Raw genomic sequence first — 19,653 nt, 5'->3', positions numbered from 1 at the left:
ACGCCACTTTGCGCTGGAATGTGTGGGGGTGGCGTAGCGCTCGGAAGCGACCGCGCTGAATCCAACTGCCTGTGGATAACTCTGGCTGGTCTCTCGCGAGCGGCGTAGAATCGTGGCATGAGCGCACCACGACCGGTCGCCGAATCCGAATGGGAGGATCGGCTCAAGCGGGCAATCGAGGCCCGGAAACTGCCTGTGTCCGTCAGCGACGTGCTGACCGTCCTCGCCGATACGGTCGAACCTGCTGCACCGCTGCCAGCGGAGGAACGCGCCTTCCTAGCCGAGCACACAGGTCTCACCCCTGTCGACCTCATCCCTGAGGGGCTGGCCGATGTCGATATCGAGATTGCGGCCAACCGCGCCGTGGCTGCGCAACGCGCCGAACGGAACACCCTGGCCGTCGACGAAGTCGCCCGCCTGCTTCTCCTTGGCACCGCTGATGTCAGAGCCCTTGCCGCCAGCGGTGATCTCTATGCGTTCACGTCTCAGAGCCGCCGAGATCTCCTCTTTCCGCGCTGGCAGTTCATCGACGGTCGCGCACTCCCCGGTCTGTCACAAGTTATAAGGGCGCTTCCAGAGGACTATCTTCCCGTGGACATCGAAGAGTTCATGACCCAGCCCGCTGAGTCGCTCGAAGGGCAGACCCCATCTGAATGGCTCGCAGCTGACAGACCACCATCGGCTGTCTCCTCACTGGCCGACGAGCTTTCCTGGGAATGATGGCGAAGAATCCCAAGCGGCCCGGGCATCTGTCGATTCGGCCGGCGGATCTTCGCGACCTCCCTTCCACTCAGCCCCTGTTCCGCATCCACTCGGCAGGTGGCCGGCACCCAATCGCATGGAACGGCTTTCGCGATTTCGGACCGTTGCAGAGCATGCGCTGGGATCCGCATCCCCCACCTCCTTCGCATCACCACGGCGTAGGCGTCGCCTACTGTGCGACGGATCCCGTCACCACCTTTGCCGAAGTATTCCAAGAACGCCGACGCATCCGCATCGGTTCGTTGCGTGCCCTCAGCGCGTGGTTTCCGGCTCGCGATCTGCGGTTGCTTGACCTCACGGGAAACTGGCCGACTCGCAATGGTGCCTCGTTCTCACTGTTCGCTGCACCGAAATCGACATGCCGTAACTGGGCGCGCGGAATTCACGAGCTTTCCGCAGAGCTCAGCTTGGAGCTCGACGGCTTGTACGTGCACTCGACGATGATGCCAGGGAAGAACGTCGTACTCTTCTCTTCAGCTCATTCGGCATTCCCGATCGCGCCGGCAATATCGCTGCCACTCGACCACCCCGTCATCCGGCGCCTTGCCCAAGACGCTAGCCACCAGTTGTCCTGGCCAGTCGTCTGAGGCCACGCCCACTGCTCCGGTTGCCGCACGGCTGCAGGCCAAGTGACTCCGGGTCGCTAGGATCGAAGGGTACGGCGTCATCTGTCCTGACCGAATCGGAGGAATCCCGTGAGCGATGTGCTCTTCTCACCCAGCGAAACCGGCGAAGGCTCGTTCCTCGAGCTCATGCAGCTGGAGAAGATCGACAAGAACATCTACCGCGCCGGCTACGTCTTCGATGAGCCCTACGCCCTCTACGGCGGCCAGGTCGCAGCGCAGTCCGTGCACGCCGCGGCCCTGACCGTCGATGCAGAGCGCAAGCCCCACTCCCTGCACGGATACTTCCTGCGCCCAGGCAACGCCGCCCGGCCGACGGTCTTCCAGGTCTTCCGCGACCGCGACGGCGGCTCCTACTCCGCCCGCCGCGTGGTCGCCACCCAGGACGGCGACGTCATCTTCAACATGGCCATCAACTTCACCCGCGGCAACGAAAGCCCCGACCTGCAGGGCCCGACGGCAGCCGCCCAGCAGGAGATCCGGTTCGGCGACCCCTCGCCGATGCCGCGGATGTTCTCCTTCGAAGCCCGCAGCACCGACCAGCCCTTCGAGACCACCGACTACCCGGTCCGGTTCTGGGCCCGCTGCACCGAGGACCTCGGCGACTCCGAGCTGCTGCACATCTGCGCACTCACCTACCTGTCCGACATCTCCTCGGGCCTGGGCGCATTCAACACCGAGGAGTTCAAGTCCGGCTCCAGCCTCGATCACTCGCTGTGGTTCCACCGGCCGGTGAACATGAACGACTGGGTGCTGTGCGACTACGCCCCGCGCTCCGCCGCCTACGGTCGCGGCCTGTACAACGGCGACATCACCACCCAGGACGGCGTGCTCGTCGCCTCGGTCGCCCAGGAGGCGCTGTTCCGCAGGCTCACCCCAGAGCAGCTGCAGCACTACCGCGGCATCGGCCGGCCGAAGAAGGACTGAGACCGCAGCGCTCCGCGCTCACTTGCGCACATCAAAAAGTTCGCATGGGCGAACTTTGCAAATTCGCTGAGGGGAACTATTGTGATGCCATGGCATTTCGTTCTCCCCTCTCACAGCTGCGCACACCCCGCGCGCAGAGCCGCACCTGGCGCATCCCCCTTCTCATCACCGGCCTGGTGACCACAGCCGCACTGGCCCTGTCGGCCTGCAGCCCGGCTGACACCTCGGGTACGGATGATGACCGCCCGCTGGTGCTCACCACCTTCACCGTGCTCAAGGACATCGCCGCCAATGTCGCAGGCGAGCACCTGCGCGTAGAGTCGATCACGAAGGAAGGCGCGGAGATCCACGGCTATGAGCCCTCCCCCAGCGACATCCGGCACGCCGAGGAAGCCGATCTCGTCATGGAGAACGGCATGGGCCTGGAGAAGTGGTTCGAGCAGTTCATCGACGTCGCCGGCACGAAGCACGTCGTGCTCACCGACGGCGTCGAACCGATCGACATCACCGAGGACGCCGACGCCGGCAAGCCGAACCCGCACGCCTGGATGTCGCCTGCCAACACCGCGATCTACGTCGAGAACATGGCGACGGCCTTCTCGGAGCTCGACCCCGACCACGCTGCGGACTTCGAGGCCAACGCCGAGGACTACACTGCCAAGCTCACCGAGGTCGAGACGAAGCTGACCGACACGCTTGAGACCCTGCCGGAGAACCAGCGTGCGCTCGTCACCTGCGAAGGGGCGTTCTCCTACCTCGCCCGCGACGCCGGTCTGACTGAGAAGTACATCTGGCCGGTCAACGCTGAGCACGAGGCCACCCCGCAGCAGGTCGCCTCGACCATCGAGTTCGTGCGCGAAAATGACGTCCCGGCCGTGTTCTGCGAATCGACGGTCAACGACAAGGCGATGCAGCAGGTCGTCGACGCCACCGACGCGAGCTTCGGCGGCACCCTCTACGTCGACTCGCTCACCACCTCAGACGGCCCCGTGCCGACCTACCTCGATCTCATCACCCACGATGCCGAGACCATCGCCGATGCCCTGACCGGGGCTCAAGGTGCATGACGGCCACCACAGCCTTACTGGCGTCGTTCATCCGACTGCGCTTGACTGGACACCGATGAACTCTTCCCGGCACCCGCACCAGCCTGCGGCACACCCGCCCGGATCCGGCGCGTCCACCGCCCTGGAGGTCCGGAACGTCACGGTGCGCTATGGCTCCGTGCTGGCTCTCGACGAGGCGAGTGCCGTCATCGGGCGCGGCCGCATCTGCGGTCTGGTCGGCATGAACGGCGCCGGTAAGTCCACCCTGTTCAAGTCGATCGTCGGCAGCCTCAAACCGCAGTCGGGTTCCGTGCGCATCGCCGGCCTGCCGCCTGCCAAGGCCCGGCGGGCCGGGCTCATCGGGTACGTGCCGCAGGCCGAGATCGTCGACTGGGACTTCCCGATCACCGTGCGCGAGGTGGTGGGCACCGGCCGCTATGGGCGCACCGGGATCACCCGCCGGCTCACGCGAGCCGACCAGGATGCCGTTGAGGCCGCACTGGCCCGGGTTGAGCTCACCGAGCTGGCCGGCCGGCAGATCGGCCAGCTCTCCGGCGGGCAGCGCAAACGCGCCTTCGTCGCCCGGGGACTGGCCCAGGAGGCCTCAGTGCTGCTGCTCGATGAGCCCTTCGCCGGAGTCGACAAACGCTCCGAGCAGATGATCTCGAGCGTGCTGCGCGAAGCCGCCGATGCCGGGACGACGATCGTCGTGTCCACCCATGACCTGCACGCTCTGCCGGATCTGACCGATGAGGCGATCCTGCTCATGCGCCGTGTGCTGCTGCACGACTCGCCTGCCGAGGTGCTGCGCCCGCAGAACCTCGCACTGGCCTTCGGACTCGACCCGCTCGGCCGGCCGACCGACACCCGCCGGACCGAGGAGACACCAGCTGACGGCGAAGGCGGCACTGACGACTGGGATGGTGAGCGCTGATGGACATCATCCACCTGCTCGCCGACCCGCTGTCCTATGAGTTCATGACCCGCGCGCTCATCGCCGCGGTCATGGTCTCGATCGTCTGCGCGCTGCTGTCGTGCTGGCTGGTGCTCATCGGCTGGTCGCTCATGGGCGACGCGGTCTCCCATGCGGTGCTGCCCGGGGTTGTGCTCGCCTATGTCCTCGACCTGCCGTTCGCCATCGGCGCGCTCGTGTTCGGGTTCCTGGCCGTCATCCTCATCGGGGCGGTGCGCGACACGTCCCGGGTCAAGGAGGATGCCGCGATCGGCATCGTGTTCACCACGCTGTTCGCCCTGGGCATCGTGCTCGTGTCCGTCACCCCTTCGGATACGGACCTCATGCACATCATCTTCGGCAACATCCTCGGCGTCTCCCGGCAGGACCTCACCCAGATCCTCATCCTCACGATCGCCGTGCTGCTCGTCGTGCTCCTCAAGCGCCGCGACTTCACCCTCTACGCCTTCGACCCGACGCACGCGCATGCGATCGGCATGAGCCCGCGTCTCATCGGCGCGGTCATGCTCGCCCTGCTCGCGGTCACCGCAGTGGCGACGCTGCAGATCGTCGGCGTCGTCCTCGTCGTCGCAATGCTCATCATCCCCGGTGCCTCGGCCTACCTGCTGACGAACCGGATGAGCATGATGCTCATCATCGCCCCGGCGATCTCGGTCGGCTGTTCGCTCATCGGCCTGTACACCAGCTATTACGCCGACACCGCGTCGGGCGGCATGATCGTGCTGGCCCAGGGCTTCGTCTTCACCCTCATCTATCTCTTCAGCCCGCGCCAGGGCGTCATCGCCCGGCAGCTCAAGCGCCGCCGGGTCCGCTCAGCGCTGTGAGGCCCACATCGCCGCAACCGCCTCGGCCCCGAGGGTGAGGGCCGGCTGGCCTTCTCGTTCGAGCACAAGCGTGCCCGAATAGGGTGCGCCTGCGGCGAGTGTGAAGACCGTGCCGACCTCGATGCCCCGCTCGGCGAGGAACTGCAGCAGCTCCGGATCGGCATCCGAGATCCGCTCTAGCCGGTAGTCGGCACCGGGTTCGCAGTCGGTGAGCTGCCGGGCCCGAGGTGTGGCGACCTGACCGTCGGCGGCTGGGATCGGGTCGCCGTGCGGGTCGCGGTCGGGATTGCCGAGGTGGGCTGAGATCCGGTCGACGAGCTCATCGGAGACGGCGTGTTCGAGCACTTCGGCCTCGTCGTGGACTTCGTCCCAGCCGTAGCCGAGCACCTGGACGAGGAAGGTCTCGATGAGCCGGTGGCGGCGCACCATCTGCACCGCGTGCGCCCGGCCGGCCTCGGTCAGCGACACCGCGCCGTAGCGGGTGTGGGTCACCAGTCCCTGCCTGCCGAGGCGTTTGATCGCATCGGAGACCGTCGACATGCGCAGGCCGGCCTTCTCGGCGATGACACTGGGCTGAACCGGCTCGCGCTCAGGATCCCATTCCTGGATGCTCCAGATGATCTTGAGGTAGTTCTGCGCACTGGCTGTCAGCTCGGACACCGACGGTGCGCGCTCCCCTGCCGGGGCAGGCCCATCCACCGGTGCCGCCTGCGGCTTCTCGGCAGCAGCCACTGTCACTTCACCGTGTAGTTCGGTGCCTCGACCGTCATCTGGATGTCGTGCGGGTGGCTCTCCTTGAGTCCGGCTGCAGTGAGGCGGACGAACTGGCCCTTCTCCTTGAGCTCAGGGATCGTACGCGCGCCGACGTAGAACATCGTCTGCCGCAGTCCGCCGGTGAGCTGGTAGGCGACCTGCTTGAGCTCACCGCGGTAGGCGACCCGGCCCTCGACGCCTTCGGGGATGAGGTCGGTGTCGGTCGACACATCGGCTTGGAAATAGCGGTCCTTGGAGTACGAGGCGCCCTTGCGCGGGGCCATCGCACCGAGCGAGCCCATCCCGCGGTAGGCCTTGTACTGCTTGCCGTTGACGAAGATGAGCTCACCGGGACTCTCGTTGCATCCGGCGAGCAGGGAGCCGACCATGACGGAGTCGGCACCGGCGACAAGCGCCTTGCCGATGTCGCCGGAGTACTGCAGTCCGCCGTCGCCGATCACCGGCACGCCGGCTTCACGGGCGGCCTGGTGGGCCAGGTGGATGGCGGTCACCTGCGGCACGCCCACACCAGCGACAACCCGGGTGGTGCAGATCGAACCAGGGCCCACACCGACCTTGATGGCATCGGCTCCTGCGTCGATGAGCGCCTGGGCGCCCATCCGGGTGGCGACATTGCCGCCGATGATCTGGACGCTAGCGAACTTCGGGTCCTTCTTCAGGGCGCGGATCATCTCGGTGACTCCGCGGGCGTGGCCGTTGGCGGTGTCGACGACGAGCACATCAACGCCGGCTTCGGCCAGCAGTCCGGCGCGATCGTATGCGTCGCCGTAGAAGCCGACGGCAGCGCCGACGCGCAGCCGGCCCTCATCGTCCTTCGTCGCCAGCGGGTACTCCTCGCTCTTGACGAAGTCCTTGACGGTGATGAGACCGCGGATGACGTTGGCGTCGTCGACCAGCGGCAGCTTCTCGATCTTGTTCTCGGCCAGCAGTTCGAAGGCCCGTTCGGCTGACACACCGACCGGGGCGGTGATGAGCGGTGCGCGGGTCATGATCTCACCGACGGTGGTGGTGGCGAAGTCCTTGCGGGAGACGAAGCGCAGGTCGCGGTTGGTGATGATGCCGACCAGCACATTGTCCTCATCGACGACCGGCAGCCCGGAGATCCGGTACTGCCCGCACAGCTCGTCGAGCTCGGCGAGGCTGCGGTCGGCGGTGATCGTCAGCGGGTCGTTGATCATGCCCGATTCACTGCGCTTGACGTAGTCGGCCTGGTCGGCCTGGTCTTCCTTGCTCAGGTTGCGGTGCAGGATGCCGATGCCGCCGATGCGCGCCATCGCGATCGCCATCCGCGATTCGGTCACCGTGTCCATCGCCGCTGAGACCAGCGGGACGTTGATGTCGATCTCACGCGTCAGCCGCGTCGTCGTCGAGGCCTCGGACGGGATGACGTCGGTGTCCCCAGGCAGCAGCAGCACATCGTCGTAGGTCAGTCCGGTCAGCGCGAAAGGATCCTCCGCTGCTTTGAAGTGCTGCTCGATGTTCACCTGTGTCTACCTCCCGAGGCGGAATACGGCGTGGGGTCGCTGGCTCAATCGTAGTCCGTCGCAGCGGCCCGGCACCACACCCAGGACAAGGCCTGCCTGCAGCTCCGGCTGTGAGTCTGCCCACGCCTCGGGCGCGGTCTACACTTGAGCCCATGATCGATCACGATGATGTGTCTGTTCCCCATGCCTTCGCTGCGACCCCGCAGCTGGCCGGCACACGGGTGCTGCTGCGCCGGGTCGAGGTCTCCGACGCCGAGGTGCTGGCCGCCGCTGCCGGTGATCTCCCGTCCTCGTGGGTGACGAGTGTGCCCGCGCCCGAGGCGATGGCTGATGAGATCGTGCGCCGGCAGGGCCTGCAGGCAGCTGGGTCCATGGCGCCGTTCGCGGTCGTGGCAGACGGCCGGCCGGTGGGCATGACGACGTTCATGAACATCGATGCGGCCAACCGGCGGGTCGAGATCGGCTCGACGTGGCTGTCTCCTGCGGTGCAGGGCACCGGAGTGAATGCGGAGGCGAAGCTGCTGCTTCTCACCCGCGCGTTCGAGGCCCTTGACTGCATTGCGGTGGAGTTCCGCACGCACTTCCACAACTTCCAGTCCCGAGCGGCGATCGAACGCCTCGGCGCGAAGCCCGATGGGGTGCTGCGCTCCCACCAGCTGTTCAATGGGGTGCTGCGGGATACGGCGGTCTATTCGATCATCGCCTGCGAATGGCCCACGGTGAAGCGGGGCCTGGAGCACCGGCTGGCCGGCCGCTGAGGTCAGCGTCGCGTTCGGCGATCCGCCGGAAAGTCACGACGATGCTCACACCGGGGCGCTCCGCGTGCTCAGGCGGATGGCTCACCGGCGATGTCTTCCTGCACAGGGGCCGCCGACGGGGCCGGTGTGCTCCGGAGTCGGCCTGCGCAGAGACGTGATCGGCATGAGGCAGACGAACAGGAAGATGACAACTGCGAGGGTGATCCCGGCAGGGACGATGACGCTTGTCGTGTCGTAGGCCGGCACAGCCTTGATGAACATGACGATTCCGACTGCCAGGCCCAAGCTCCCGAGCACCCAGCCGCCACCGAGGATGAAGGCGATGATCGGGTTGACCGCCATCATGCGCACCATGAAGACAGCCCCACCGAGAACCGAAAGCGTCACGGACCAGCAGCACAGGAACACCACGAGCAGGTGTGCCGCATCCGGTTCCCAGCTGTCGATGAAGAGCCCCGAAGGTGCGAAGTCGACCACGTACGGCCACACCAGCGTCGACACTGTCAGCAGCCCGGCGTTCACCGCCGAGGTCGCGAAGATGAACGCCGCCACCGGCAGCCGCTTCTGGCCAGCGGTGGAGAAGACCATGCTGTAGTCCATGAACGGGAACATCCAGGACAGGACGACGAGGAAGATGAGGCCCATGAGTCCCGCCTGCTCGGCCGGGACGACCTCTCCCGTCTTGCCGAGCAGCATCTCCGCCCCGACGAACGAGACGATGACGGCCCCGGCTGCGGCCAGTCCGAGGCTGACGAGTACGGCCCGGCCGAAGCGCGGCAGCCATCTGATCGGCTTCTCGCTGTCATCGGAGAAGACCATCTCGCGCTGCCGGTCGAGTTCGCTGAGATCGTAGCGCCCGTCGACCCGCGGCACACCGGCAGCGTACATGTACGGCTCGCCACGCTGCGGGTGCGGCACACGCGGTCCCGGCGGCGTCCGCTGCGCCGGCGGCCGGGGAGGCTGTGCTGGCGGCCGGTGAGGCTGCGGGGGCACAGTCCGGTCCGAAGGCGGGTTGGGATCGGTCATGGTGCCACTGTAATGGCGGGCCGACCCACCTCAGGTTTCGCTGCTGTGGCAGCCCTGTGACATCCTCATCCACCCAGCTGCGCCCACGCGGCGGCCGCGTCGAGCCGCAGCCCGGTGGCGAACCGCCGCTGCTGTCCGGTCAACGGGTCGGTGAAGGCCAGGGTGGATGCCAGCAGCTGCAAGGGGGAGGAGAAGTCGTAGGGATCCGGGTTGTCATCGACCGGGTAGACCGGGTCGCTGAGGATCGGCAGGCCCAGTGCGTGCATGTGCACCCGCAGCTGGTGGGTCTTGCCGGTCACCGGCTGCAGCTCGAACTCCCCGATGCGCACGCCTCCCTCCCCCGTTCCCGAGGCGGTGGGCGCCTGGCCGCCGGCTGGCACCTCGTGCACGGCTGTCAGCCGGATCCGGGTGTGGGCGTTGGGCTCACCGGCCACTTCGCGGACCTGGCGGTCACCGGCGGTCTTCTCCAGCCGGGTGCGGCGCTCACCGGGCAGCGAATCCGGGTCGAAGCCCGGCGGCAGCACTGCCAGCGCCCGGTAGGTCTTCGTCACCTTCCGGTCTTGGAACAGCCGCTGATAGCGTCCACGGGATTCCGGCCGGCGCGAGAACACGAGCAGCCCGGCGGTGACCCGGTCGAGTCGGTGGATGGCGACCAGATCCGGTTCGCCGCGGTCGACGCGCAACCGGGTGACGGCGCATTCGCGTACGAACCGGCCGTTGGGGGTGCTGGCCAGGAAGTGCGGCTTGTCGACGACGAGCAGATCCTCGTCCTCGTCCACGACGCCGATCTCGAACGGCACCCGGGGCTCGGGCGGAACCGGGCGGTGGAACCAGTAGAAGGCTCCGGGGATGACCGGGTCCTCCAGCCGAGCGGGTCCGGCCTCAGCGGTGCACAGGCGGCCGTCGGTTACGAGCGCTGCCCGCGCCTCGGGTGTGGAGTCCGGCACGAGGACGGCGAGCATCTCATCGACGCTGTCCGGCACCGGGGCGCCGGCCAGCGCGTGGGTCTCATGCCCGCCGGGGGCGCGCAGGCGGGTGGCGGAGATCCCCTCACGTGGGGGCAGTGGGCTGCGGGGCATGTGCCCAGCCTACGGGTTCAGCAGTCCTCTTCGCTCGCGCCGAGGATTCCGTGCGGCTCCTGCAGCCGGCATCAATCAATCGGCTCGTGCAGCCAGCATCAACCGATCGGCTGATGCCGAGGTCAGCCGCCGGCCCGATGTGCGCGGCTTCCTGCCGCGCGACGATGGCGACATGCTGACACCTGCCATCATCTTCATCACCCTCGCGCTCATCTTCTACACCGTCGGCGTCTGGGCCGAGCACCTGCGCAAGAACCTCACCTGGACTCATGTCGTATTCTTCGGCCTCGGTCTCGTCTGCGATGCCACCGGCACCGAATTCATGCGCCGCATCGCCGAATCCGGGGATGCGAACTTCTTCTCCGGCTCAGCTGCCGGGTTCCTCAGTCTGACGATGGCGCTCACCGGCGCGCTGGCGCTGCTGCTCATGGCCGTCCACTTCGTGTGGGCCGTCATCGTCATGATCCGCGGCACCGAGGAGGCCAAGGGCACCTTCCACCGCTTCTCGCTCATCGTGTGGATCATCTGGCTCGTCCCCTACTTCACAGGGATGGCGGCTTCGATGATCGGGTGAGCGGCCCGCCGCAGGACCTCCTGACTCTGATGACAGCACCGCGCCCCCGGGAGGCCATCCCAGGGGCGCGGTGTCAGTGCTGAGGCAGGCTCAGGGGCAGAGGGTCAGTCCTCGTCCTCTTCTTCCTGCTTCTCCACGACGAGGGTCTCGGTGGTGAGCACGAGTGCTGCGATCGAGGCTGCGTTGCGCAGCGCCGAACGGGTCACCTTGACCGGGTCGATGATGCCCTGAGCGATGAGATCGCCGTACTCGCCGGTGGCGGCGTTGAAGCCCTGACCGGCGTCGAGCTCTGCGACCTTCGAGGCGACGACGTAGCCGTCCTGGCCGGCGTTCTCGGCGATCCAGCGCAGCGGCTCGCCGATCGCGCGGCGCACGATCGTCAGGCCGGTCTGGGCGTCGCCCGAGATGCCGAGGTCGACGTTCTCCAGGGCCTTGCCGGCATGGACGAGGGCTGCGCCGCCGCCGGCGACGATGCCCTCTTCGATGGCGGCACGGGTGGCCGACACTGCGTCCTCGACGCGGTGCTTGCGCTCCTTGAGCTCCACCTCGGTCGCGGCACCGACCTTGATGACTGCCACGCCGCCGGCCAGCTTGGCCAGGCGCTCCTGCAGCTTCTCGCGGTCCCAGTCCGAATCGGTGTTCTCGACCTCGGCGCGGATCTGCGCCACCCGGTCGGACACGGCATCATCGGAACCGGCACCGTCGACGACGGTCGTCGAATCCTTGGTGACGGTGACGGTGCGGGCGTTGCCCAGATCGTCGAGCGTCACCTGGTCGAGCTTCATGCCCATATCGGCGGTGACGACGGTGCCGCCGGTGAGCACGGCGAGGTCTTCCAGGATCGCCTTGCGGCGGTCGCCGAAGCCCGGTGCCTTGACGGCAGCGACGTTGAGGATGCCGCGCAGCTTGTTGACCACGAGGGTCGAAAGAGCCTCGCCCTCGACGTCCTCAGCGACGATGAGCAGCGGCTTGGAGGCCTGCTGCACCTTCTCCAGCACCGGGAGCAGCTCCTGGATGTTGGAGATCTTGCCCTGGTTGATGAGGATGTAGGGGTCGTCGAGGACGGCTTCCTGGCGGTCTGCGTCGGTGACGAAGTACGGCGACAGGTAGCCCTTGTCGAACTGCATGCCCTCGGTGAACTCGAGCTCGACCGATGCGGCCTGGCTCTCGTCGATGGTGATGACGCCGTCCTTGCCGACCTTGTCGAAGGCCTCGGCGATCATCTCGCCGATCTCACGCGACTGCGCCGACAGCGCGGCGACGTGGGCGATCTCCTCGGAGCCGGAGACGTCGCGGGCGGTCTCCCGCAGCTTCTCCTCAACGAGTTCGACGGCCTTCTCGATGCCGAGCTTGAGCTGGCTGGGGGCGGCACCGGCAGCGACGTTGCGCAGGCCCTCGTGGACGAAGGCCTGAGCGAGCACGGTCGCAGTCGTGGTGCCGTCACCGGCGACGTCGTTGGTCTTGGTGGCGACTTCCTTGGCCAGCTGGGCGCCGAGATTCTCGTACGGATCGTCGAGTTCGACCTCGCGGGCGATCGTCACACCATCGTTGGTGATGGTCGGAGCGCCCCACTGCTTGTCGAGCACGACGTTGCGGCCGCGCGGGCCGAGGGTCACCTTGACGGTGTCGGCCAGCACGTTGACGCCGCGCTCAAGGGCCTTGCGCGCGTCGTCGTTGAACTGAAGTGTTTTAGCCATGTGTCACTTCCTTCTGTGAAGTACGAACAGTCTGCTCAGGCGCAGATGCTCAGCCGATGACGGCGAGCACGTCACGCGCCGAGAGCACGAGGTATTCCTCACCTGCGTACTTGACCTCGGTGCCGCCGTACTTGGAGTAGATGACCTTGTCGCCGACGGCGACGTCGAGCGGCACGCGGTTGCCGTTGTCGGCAACGCGACCCGGGCCCACGGCGACGACTTCGCCTTCCTGCGGCTTCTCCTTGGCGGTGTCAGGGATGACGAGGCCGGAGGCAGTGGTCTGCTCGGCTTCAACCTGACGGATGACGATCCGATCTTCGAGCGGCTTGATGGAGACCGACATGTGCGGACACTCTCCTTTGTCTGTAGTCCTCAACAGCGTCCTGACTCGGGCACTGGGTGGTGCTGTGGCCTGCTCGTCGTCGCGGGTGCCGAGCGTGCCGATCCGCTTCAGGGGCTGTTAGCACTCATTGGCTTAGTGTGCTAATTCGACTTTAGAGCGCTGCTTGGCACTCGGTCAACTCGAGTGCCAATTCCGTCGCGGAGCCACAGCCAGCACGCAGGCTCAGTCGCGGGCTGCCTCTTCTTCGAGGTCTTCGAAGCTCAGCTCACCGCGGCGCACTGCCCGCAGGATCCGCCACGTGCGCGCCATCCGCGGCAGCGTGATGATGAGCAGCCCGCCGAGCATGTTGAACGGGATGACGATCGCCATCCACACAAGGAAGTCCGTGACCGAGATGTCAGCTCCGGCGACCATGGCGCCGAAGATGATCATCGCGTTGAGTGCACCGTGCAGCAGGCCCAGCCCGATGACGATGAGCCCGGAGATCATCGAGATGACAGCGAAGACGACGTGGTTGTCGGTGCCCTGCTGCATGCGGGTGGTGAGCGTGATGGAGGCACCGGCGAGCAGCGACAGGCAGATCATCACGAGCAGCGAGGGATTGTCGACGTAGCTGGCCGCCTTGTCGACGAGGGTGCCGTGGTAGTCCGGCAGGGCGAGCACCGTCAGCCACATGAAGGCGAAGCCGCCGGCGAGGTTGGTCACGAGTTTGACGCTCCACAGCCGCACCAGCTGGCCCCAGGTGCCCTGTCCGGCTGCGATCGCGTGGATGGGCAGCAGGAACTCCTCGGTGAACAGCTCCGAGTGGGCCATCTTGAGGGCGAACATGCCGATGCCGAAGGCCATGCCGGCGAGGATGTCGCTGCCGGTGGCCTGCAGCACGAGGATCATCGCGAGGATCCCGAAGGAGACGTCGATGCCGCCGAATAGGCCGGTGACGATGAGGTTCGGTCCATGTGCGGTTGAGCCGCTTGGCGCCGGAGGAGACCGTGGCGGCGGCTTCGTCGATGTCGGTCTGCGACTTCTTCACGGATGCCCCCTTCCAGGCGTCTGGCCACCTGACCAGGGTACGGGATGACACACCTCGGGCCCGGTACGATGACCGGGCCCGAGGTGGTGGCTGGCTTCAGATCAGGCGCAGGCCCACTGTCCCCATCCTGCCTTCTTCTGCAGGATCTTAGCGCGCTTGAACTGCTCCTGGGGGCTGGCATCGATCGGGTTGCCGGAGCCGCCGACGGAGCGCCAGGTGGCGAGCTTGAACTGGAAGAGCCCGAAGTGGGCGCGGTTGGACTGATTGATCGCCCGCGGGTTGAAGTTCGACTCGCACTTGACGACCGAGTACCACTTGGAGCCGGGTCCGCCGAGCATCTCCTTGATCTGGGCGGTGGTCATGCTGCCGGAGTAGTTGTCCTCGGAGTTGTCCGAGCCGCCGGAGCCGCTGTCGTCCTTGCTGCGCGAGCTCTTGTCGGACTGGCGCTTCTTCTCCGGGGCCTTGGTGCCCTCGACGACGACCTCTTCGACCGGCTTCTCGATGTCTTTGGAGGAGACCTCTTCGCGGCTGACCTCGTCGCCGTTGACCGTGCGGACTTTGAAAACGACCTCGCGCTTGCCGTCCTTGCCCTTCTTCTCGACCTTCTTCTCACCGCGCGGCAGCGAGGAGTCCTTCTTGACGGTGACCTTCTTCTTGATCGTCTCGGTCTCGGTCTTCTCTTCGTTGACCACGCGCATGACGTTGACGACCTGGCCGTCGTAGACGTTGGAGGTCAGTGGGGCAGAGGTGATGTCGTCGGTGCCGAGTTCGATGCCGGCTTCGCTGATGACGTCCTGAACGGTCTTGGCGGCGGCTTCGACCGGCTGGGTCTTGCCGTCGGCCATGACGCTGACGGTCTTCGCGGTGGTGACGTCGATGGTCTCGCCGTCGCTGATCTTGTCATCGAGGGCTGCGGAGACCTCAGCGCCCTCGTGTTCGATGCCGAGGTCGGCCAGGGCCTGTCCGACGGTCGAGGCGTTGGTCCATTCGTCCATCGGCTTGCCGTCGACGGTGAGGTCGAGGTCCTTGGCCTTGTTCACGACGATGTTCATGTCGCGTTCGACCTGGGTGCTGCGGCTGGGCTGGACCTGGTCGCGCTCGTCGAGCGTGATGTCCTGTGCGGCGAGCACGTCGTCGACGGTCGAGCCGAAGCTGCGGACCTGCTCGGCTTCGCCGTCGACCGTGACGTTGACGGGCTTGTTCAGTGCCAAGAAGGCACCGGTGCCGCCGACGAGCGCGGAGATGACGACCGACTGCGCGACGATCTGCACCTTGCGATTGCGAATAGAAGGAATCACGAAAACTACCCCAATAGACTCTCTGCAGTGAAGACCCGCGGTGGCGGGCCCCAAGTGAGTGGCTGTCCGGCCTGCTGTGTGCGGGCCCGTCTGCGCCGCTGGATCGACGGCAGGCGTGAAGACAACGAGACCCAGCGTAACCGATTCGTTACCAACATTGCAAAGCTGTGACATAGGCCGCGCTGAAACCTGACGTCGTCGCTGGTCAGCGGCCCGAATCTGCGGCTGGCGGCGGGTCACAGACGGTGTTACACATGACGTTCGGCAGGCGGGCGGCAGTCCTGCGGCAGCGGGTTTCGCCGTAATGTGCACAGTATGTCCGAGCCCACTCGCGCATTCCCCTCCGGTGCCGCCCCCACCAGCTGGCTGGGCGATCCCGTCAGCCGTCATCCCCAGATCCGCATGCTGCGCAATCGGCTCAACCGGCAGCTCATCAGCACGCTCATCTTCTCGGCGGCCGGGTTCCTCATCTTCGCCAGCGGCTGGTTCTACGCAATGCTCGGCTGGCTGCCGGATCTGGCCCCGACGGCCGAGGGTGCCGCCGGCGTCCGGGAGCTCGCCGGCCTGGCCGTCGTGCCGCTGCTCGTCTGGCTCGCGGCACACGGGCTGCTCATCCTGCTCGGCGCTGTGGGCTTTCGCGCCCGGGCGGCCCTGCAGTCCCTGCGCGGCGGGCTGGCCTACCGGGCGATGCCGGCCAGTGTGCTCCCGCGGGTGCTCATCATCCTGTATCTCATCGCCCTCGGGCTGACGGCACTGCTGGGCCTGGTGGCCGGGCTGCTGCCGATACTGGCCGACTCCATGGTCATCACCAATGTCACCGACGAAGTCGCAGCCGAAGTGCGCCGGCAAGCCTGGACGATCGCCGGTGCCTTCATCGCGTGGCTGTGCACGTCTCTCGTGCTGCTGTTCGTCTCGCAGGTCATCAACTTCCGTGGCCTGCTCACCGCAGCCCAGATCGAGAAAGCCGTGGGCCACGCGACCCGCGGCTAGCCCAGGCTGCTCAGCCGACCGGGACGTTCAGCTCAGCGCCCAGGAACCGAAGATCCGCTCGGCGTTCTCGCCGACGGTCCCGGCGATGTGGTCCTCGTCGACGCCGCGCACCTCGGCGAGCATGCGCACGGTCAGGGCCGTCAGGTACGGTCCGCCGGGCTTGCCGCGGTGCGGATGCGGTGTGAGGAAGGGGGCGTCGGTCTCGGTGAGCAGCAGCTCATCGGGCACGACGGAGGCGGCATGCCGTAAGTCGTCGGAGCGTTTGAAGGTGACGTTGCCCGCAAACGACATGTAGTAGCCGCGCTCGGCGCAGATGCGGGCCATCTCGACGTCGCCGGAGAAGCAGTGGAACACCGTCTTGGCCGGTGCGCCCTCCTCCGCGAGGATGCGCAGCACATCGGCATGGGCCTCCCGGTCGTGGATCTCGAGCACCTTGTCGAGCCGCTTGGCCATCTCGATGTGGGCGCGGAAGGACTCCTGCTGGTCGGCCACGCCGTCGTCGGCGGTGCGGTAGTAGTCGAGCCCGGTCTCGCCGACCACCCGGATCCGCCCGGCACTGGCGAGCTGCTCGATCTCGGTCAGCGACTCCTCCAGCAGGCCTGCGGCTGCCAGCCGGGGCGCCTCGTTCGGGTGGATCGCCACCCCGCCGAGCATCCAGTCGCGACCAGCGGCGGCCTCGGCGGCCACGACCTCGGCGGTCCAGCGGGCCGAGGCCATCTCGCAGCCGATCTGCACGATGCGCGTGATGTTGGCAGCCATCGCGGTGTCGTGGAAGAACGACAGCGGCGGGAAGGTCTCGTCTGCTTCGGGTTCGACCTCGGGGGCGGGTTCGCCGTCCTTGATCGGCCCGCGTGCGCCCACGCCGATGTCGAGGTGGCAGTGGGTGTCGACGCCGGGTGTGCTCAGCGGTTGGGGAACCTCGGGATACGTGCCTGCAGCCCGTGATGCCATTGAGCCTTACTCCTCCACCTGGAACTTGGGGAACACCGGGGCCGGCTTGGGCAGCGGCGTGCCTGCGGCCAGCGGGGTGTCGATTGCGGTGAACAGGCGGGCCGGTTCGGGCCGGCCTGCCTCCGGGTCGCCTGCGCCCTCTGCGGCTCCGCCGACGTGCACCGGGGTGATCGCCGGAGCGCCCTCATTGGCGGCATGGACGTTGCGGGCACCGGCTGCTGCCGCCGCCTCCCCTGCCGGCACGCCGAGCTGGTCGAGGATCTTGCCAGTCGATTCGGGCATCACCGGCTGGATGAGCAGCGTGATGATGCGCACGACCTCCAGGGTCACCCACAGCACGGTCTCCATCCGGGCGGTGTCGGTCTTCTTCAGCTTCCAGGGCTCCTGGGCCGAGAAGTACCTGTTCGCCTCGGACAGCACCTTCCAGCAGGCGCCGACGTAGAGGTGCAGGTTCTGCACATCGACATGCCGGCGCGCCTCGGGCAGCACGCCGCGGGCCAGTGCCAGCAGCTCCTCGTCCTCGGCGGTGAGTGAGCCTGGGGTGGGCACCTGGCCGCCGCAGTTCTTGGCGACCATCGACAGGGAGCGCTGGGCGAGGTTGCCGTACTCGTTGGCCAGATCGGTGTTCTTGCGGGTGATGATCGACTCCTGTGAGTAGGAGCCGTCCTGGCCGTAGGAGATCTCCCGCAGCAGGAAGAAGCGCAGGGCGTCGAGTCCGAAGGCGTCGATGAGGTCGTAGGGGTCGACGACGTTGCCGACGGATTTCGACATCTTCTCGCCTGCGTTGAACAGGAAGCCGTGGGCGTGGATGCGCTCGGGCAGGGTGATGCCGGCGCTCATGAGGAAGGCCGGCCAGTACACGGCGTGGAAGCGGGCGATGTCCTTGCCGATGATCTGTGCATCCGGCGGCCACACCTGCCCGAACCGGTCACCGGAGCTGGCCTCGCCGGGGAAGCCTGCGCCGGTGAGGTAGTTCGTCAGTGCGTCGACCCACACGTACATCACGTGCTTCTCATCGCCGGGCACCGGCACGCCCCAGTCGAAGGTGGTCCGGGAGATCGACAGGTCGTTGAGCCCGGAGCGGACGAACGAGGCGATCTCGTTGCGGCGGCCCTCAGGGCCGAAGAACTCCGGGCGCTCTTCGTAGAGCTTCAGCAGCGGTTCGGCGTAGCGGGAGAGCCGGAAGAAGTAGGACTCCTCCTCCGTCCACGTCACCTCGGCACCGGAGGACACCGCCACGCGCACGCCGTCGCGCACCTCGGTCTCGTCTTCGGCGAAGTACGCTTCATCGCGCACGGAGTACCAGCCCGAGTAGGAGTCGAGGTAGATGTCGCCGGCGGCCTCCATCCGCCGCCACAGCTCCTGGCTGGCCGCGTAGTGGTCGGTGTCGGTGGTGCGGATGAACCGGTCGTACGTCGAGCCGAGCACATCCTGCAGGTGCCGGAATTCGGCGGCGTTGCGGTCGGCGAGCTCGCGGCTGGTGATGCCCTCACGCTGGGCGGTCTGCTGCATCTTCAGCCCGTGCTCATCGGTGCCGGTGAGGAAGAACACCTGCTCGCCGTCGAGTCGCTTGAACCGGGCGATGATGTCGGCGGCGACGTACTCGTAGGCGTGGCCGATGTGCGGGGTGCCGTTGGGGTAGGCGATCGCTGTGGTGAGGTAGAACGTCATAGACGCTCAGTCTAACGCTCCGCCTGCAGGTACGTTTCATACGCCTGCCGCTTGGACACCCCGTGCCGGGTGGCGACTTCTCCGGCAGCGTCTTTGACCCGCATGCCGGCGTCGACGAGCCTGCGCATCTCCTCGATGTAGTCACCGGCGTCGGCGGCCTCGGGTGAGGCGCCGGAGATCACGAGGGTGATCTCCCCGCGCACCCCGTCGCCGACTCGCGCGCGCACCTCGGTGATGGTGCCGCGGATGACCTCTTCGTAGGTCTTCGTCAGCTCCCGGCACACTGCGATCTGCCGGTCGGGTCCGCATGCGGCCTCCAGGTCGGCGAGCGCGTCGACGAGCCGGTGGGGACTTTCGAAGCACACGAGTGTGCGCTCATCGGCGGCCAGTGCGCCCAGCTTCCTGCGCCGCTCCCCTGCCTTGCGGGGCAGGAACCCCTCGAAGGCGAACCGATCGCTCGGCAGCCCGGACAGGGCGAGTGCGGTGATGACGGCTGACGGGCCCGAGGCGGTGGTGACGATCACGCCGCGGGCGTAGGCGGCGGCGACGACCCGGTATCCGGGATCGGAGACGGCCGGCATCCCGGCATCGGTGAGGAGCACGACATGCCTGCCGGCTGCGACCTCGTCGATGAGGGCTTCGGCTTTGGTCGCCTCATTGTGATCGAACAGGCTGGTGATCTCCCGGGTGTGGCGGAGTCCGAGGCGTTCGGCCAAGCCGAGGAACCGGCGGGTGTCCTCAGCGGCGATGACGTCGGCGGACTCGATCGCAGCCCGCATGTGGGCTGAGGCGTCGTCGAGGTTGCCGATCGGAGTGCCGACCA

The 19,653-nt window shown here is 66.9% G+C and carries 20 protein-coding genes; 9 read left to right on the top strand and 11 right to left on the bottom strand.

Going from position 1 to position 19,653, the window contains the following annotated elements:
- The first annotated feature begins 117 nt into the window (after positions 1 to 117).
- The 6 genes from M3C25_RS05485 (at position 118) to M3C25_RS05460 (ending at position 5,155) form a co-directional block, all read left to right on the top strand.
- Positions 118 to 720 carry a hypothetical protein gene (locus M3C25_RS05485; protein ID WP_102161837.1) on the top strand — a complete coding sequence of 201 codons (603 nt, stop codon included), beginning with the start codon at positions 118 to 120 and terminating at the stop codon, positions 718 to 720.
- On the top strand, positions 720 to 1,349 hold the full coding sequence (locus tag M3C25_RS05480) for an RES family NAD+ phosphorylase (RefSeq protein ID WP_259797772.1): 630 nt from the start codon (positions 720 to 722) through the stop codon (positions 1,347 to 1,349). Before M3C25_RS05485 ends, M3C25_RS05480 begins: the two co-directional genes overlap by 1 nt.
- 108 nt (positions 1,350 to 1,457) lie before the next feature.
- Positions 1,458 to 2,312 (top strand): acyl-CoA thioesterase, encoded by an 855-nt coding sequence (locus tag M3C25_RS05475; protein WP_257995088.1) that lies wholly within the window; start codon positions 1,458 to 1,460, stop codon positions 2,310 to 2,312.
- An 89-nt stretch (positions 2,313 to 2,401) separates the two neighbouring features.
- Positions 2,402 to 3,379 carry a metal ABC transporter substrate-binding protein gene (locus M3C25_RS05470; RefSeq protein WP_259855306.1) on the top strand — a complete coding sequence of 326 codons (978 nt, stop codon included), beginning with the start codon at positions 2,402 to 2,404 and terminating at the stop codon, positions 3,377 to 3,379.
- 55 nt (positions 3,380 to 3,434) lie between these two features.
- Positions 3,435 to 4,292 (top strand): metal ABC transporter ATP-binding protein, encoded by an 858-nt coding sequence (locus tag M3C25_RS05465; protein ID WP_259855305.1) that lies wholly within the window; start codon positions 3,435 to 3,437, stop codon positions 4,290 to 4,292.
- A complete protein-coding gene (locus M3C25_RS05460; RefSeq protein ID WP_259855304.1) occupies positions 4,292 to 5,155 on the top strand; it encodes a metal ABC transporter permease in 864 nt (287 codons plus the stop codon). The genes M3C25_RS05465 and M3C25_RS05460 overlap by 1 nt, the downstream gene beginning before the upstream one ends.
- Here the strand turns inward: M3C25_RS05460 and M3C25_RS05455 are convergent.
- On the bottom strand, positions 5,144 to 5,887 hold the full coding sequence (locus M3C25_RS05455; protein ID WP_259855303.1) for a metal-dependent transcriptional regulator: 744 nt from the start codon (positions 5,885 to 5,887) through the stop codon (positions 5,144 to 5,146). The genes M3C25_RS05460 and M3C25_RS05455 overlap by 12 nt on opposite strands.
- A 2-nt stretch (positions 5,888 to 5,889) precedes the next feature.
- Positions 5,890 to 7,413, bottom strand: coding sequence for an IMP dehydrogenase (gene guaB / locus M3C25_RS05450; RefSeq protein ID WP_259855302.1), 1,524 nt, complete (start codon positions 7,411 to 7,413; stop codon positions 5,890 to 5,892).
- 152 nt (positions 7,414 to 7,565) lie between these two features.
- Between guaB and M3C25_RS05445 the strand changes: the two genes are divergently transcribed.
- A complete protein-coding gene (locus M3C25_RS05445; protein ID WP_259855301.1) occupies positions 7,566 to 8,171 on the top strand; it encodes a GNAT family N-acetyltransferase in 606 nt (201 codons plus the stop codon).
- 81 nt (positions 8,172 to 8,252) lie between these two features.
- Here the strand turns inward: M3C25_RS05445 and M3C25_RS05440 are convergent, their stop codons facing one another.
- Entirely contained in the window at positions 8,253 to 9,089 is an 837-nt protein-coding gene (locus tag M3C25_RS05440; protein WP_259855300.1) for a hypothetical protein, read from the bottom strand.
- Between the two features lie 173 nt (positions 9,090 to 9,262).
- Positions 9,263 to 10,276 (bottom strand): pseudouridine synthase, encoded by a 1,014-nt coding sequence (locus M3C25_RS05435; protein WP_259855299.1) that lies wholly within the window; start codon positions 10,274 to 10,276, stop codon positions 9,263 to 9,265.
- 172 nt (positions 10,277 to 10,448) lie between these two features.
- Between M3C25_RS05435 and M3C25_RS05430 the strand changes: the two genes are divergently transcribed.
- Entirely contained in the window at positions 10,449 to 10,850 is a 402-nt protein-coding gene (locus tag M3C25_RS05430) for an HsmA family protein (protein ID WP_259855298.1), read from the top strand.
- A gap of 104 nt (positions 10,851 to 10,954) precedes the next feature.
- Here M3C25_RS05430 and groL read toward each other — a convergent pair whose 3' ends face one another.
- The 4 genes from groL to M3C25_RS05410 all read right to left on the bottom strand — a co-directional run bounded on the left by groL (position 10,955) and on the right by M3C25_RS05410 (position 15,218).
- Entirely contained in the window at positions 10,955 to 12,547 is a 1,593-nt protein-coding gene (gene groL / locus M3C25_RS05425; protein WP_259797743.1) for a chaperonin GroEL, read from the bottom strand.
- A gap of 49 nt (positions 12,548 to 12,596) precedes the next feature.
- Positions 12,597 to 12,890 carry a co-chaperone GroES gene (gene groES / locus M3C25_RS05420; RefSeq protein WP_102161854.1) on the bottom strand — a complete coding sequence of 98 codons (294 nt, stop codon included), beginning with the start codon at positions 12,888 to 12,890 and terminating at the stop codon, positions 12,597 to 12,599.
- A 222-nt stretch (positions 12,891 to 13,112) separates the two neighbouring features.
- Positions 13,113 to 13,781, bottom strand: a complete 669-nt coding sequence (locus M3C25_RS05415) for a formate/nitrite transporter family protein (protein ID WP_259855297.1) — start codon at positions 13,779 to 13,781, stop codon at positions 13,113 to 13,115.
- Between the two features lie 240 nt (positions 13,782 to 14,021).
- The gene (locus tag M3C25_RS05410; RefSeq protein ID WP_259855296.1) at positions 14,022 to 15,218 is read right to left on the bottom strand and encodes a resuscitation-promoting factor; all 1,197 of its coding nucleotides are present in this window, start codon (positions 15,216 to 15,218) and stop codon (positions 14,022 to 14,024) included.
- A gap of 315 nt (positions 15,219 to 15,533) precedes the next feature.
- Here M3C25_RS05410 and M3C25_RS05405 point away from each other — a divergent pair, with 315 nt between their 5' ends.
- Positions 15,534 to 16,208: a hypothetical protein gene (locus tag M3C25_RS05405; RefSeq protein ID WP_259855295.1), complete on the top strand. Its 675-nt coding sequence runs from the start codon at positions 15,534 to 15,536 to the stop codon at positions 16,206 to 16,208.
- A gap of 27 nt (positions 16,209 to 16,235) precedes the next feature.
- On the opposite strand, the gene M3C25_RS05400 is transcribed toward M3C25_RS05405, so the two are convergent.
- The 3 genes from M3C25_RS05400 to rsmI all read right to left on the bottom strand — a co-directional run.
- Positions 16,236 to 17,159, bottom strand: coding sequence for a TatD family hydrolase (locus tag M3C25_RS05400; RefSeq protein WP_259855294.1), 924 nt, complete (start codon positions 17,157 to 17,159; stop codon positions 16,236 to 16,238).
- Between the two features lie 6 nt (positions 17,160 to 17,165).
- Positions 17,166 to 18,830, bottom strand: coding sequence for a methionine--tRNA ligase (gene metG, locus M3C25_RS05395; protein ID WP_259855293.1), 1,665 nt, complete (start codon positions 18,828 to 18,830; stop codon positions 17,166 to 17,168).
- Between the two features lie 11 nt (positions 18,831 to 18,841).
- The coding region (rsmI, locus tag M3C25_RS05390; RefSeq protein ID WP_259855292.1) for a 16S rRNA (cytidine(1402)-2'-O)-methyltransferase at positions 18,842 to 19,653 on the bottom strand (812 nt) is incomplete at its 5' end.

This window comes from Brevibacterium luteolum, assembly GCF_025147615.1.
Taxonomy (GTDB): domain Bacteria; phylum Actinomycetota; class Actinomycetes; order Actinomycetales; family Brevibacteriaceae; genus Brevibacterium; species Brevibacterium luteolum.
The sequence above is the reverse complement of the archived record's forward strand: the minus strand, read 5'-3'. Positions and strand labels throughout refer to the sequence as shown.

Coding starts and splice junctions, on each gene's coding strand:
- M3C25_RS05485 (WP_102161837.1), top strand. CDS start 118: ATGAGCGCACCACGACCGGTCGCCGAATCCGAATGGGAGGATCGGCTC.
- M3C25_RS05480 (WP_259797772.1), top strand. CDS start 720: ATGGCGAAGAATCCCAAGCGGCCCGGGCATCTGTCGATTCGGCCGGCG.
- M3C25_RS05470 (WP_259855306.1), top strand. CDS start 2,402: ATGGCATTTCGTTCTCCCCTCTCACAGCTGCGCACACCCCGCGCGCAG.
- M3C25_RS05465 (WP_259855305.1), top strand. CDS start 3,435: ATGAACTCTTCCCGGCACCCGCACCAGCCTGCGGCACACCCGCCCGGA.
- M3C25_RS05460 (WP_259855304.1), top strand. CDS start 4,292: ATGGACATCATCCACCTGCTCGCCGACCCGCTGTCCTATGAGTTCATG.
- M3C25_RS05445 (WP_259855301.1), top strand. CDS start 7,566: ATGATCGATCACGATGATGTGTCTGTTCCCCATGCCTTCGCTGCGACC.
- M3C25_RS05435 (WP_259855299.1), bottom strand. CDS start 10,276: ATGCCCCGCAGCCCACTGCCCCCACGTGAGGGGATCTCCGCCACCCGC.
- M3C25_RS05430 (WP_259855298.1), top strand. CDS start 10,449: ATGCTGACACCTGCCATCATCTTCATCACCCTCGCGCTCATCTTCTAC.
- groL (WP_259797743.1), bottom strand. CDS start 12,547: ATGGCTAAAACACTTCAGTTCAACGACGACGCGCGCAAGGCCCTTGAG.
- groES (WP_102161854.1), bottom strand. CDS start 12,890: ATGTCGGTCTCCATCAAGCCGCTCGAAGATCGGATCGTCATCCGTCAG.
- M3C25_RS05415 (WP_259855297.1), bottom strand. CDS start 13,781: ATGATCCTCGTGCTGCAGGCCACCGGCAGCGACATCCTCGCCGGCATG.
- M3C25_RS05405 (WP_259855295.1), top strand. CDS start 15,534: ATGTCCGAGCCCACTCGCGCATTCCCCTCCGGTGCCGCCCCCACCAGC.
- M3C25_RS05400 (WP_259855294.1), bottom strand. CDS start 17,159: ATGGCATCACGGGCTGCAGGCACGTATCCCGAGGTTCCCCAACCGCTG.
- metG (WP_259855293.1), bottom strand. CDS start 18,830: ATGACGTTCTACCTCACCACAGCGATCGCCTACCCCAACGGCACCCCG.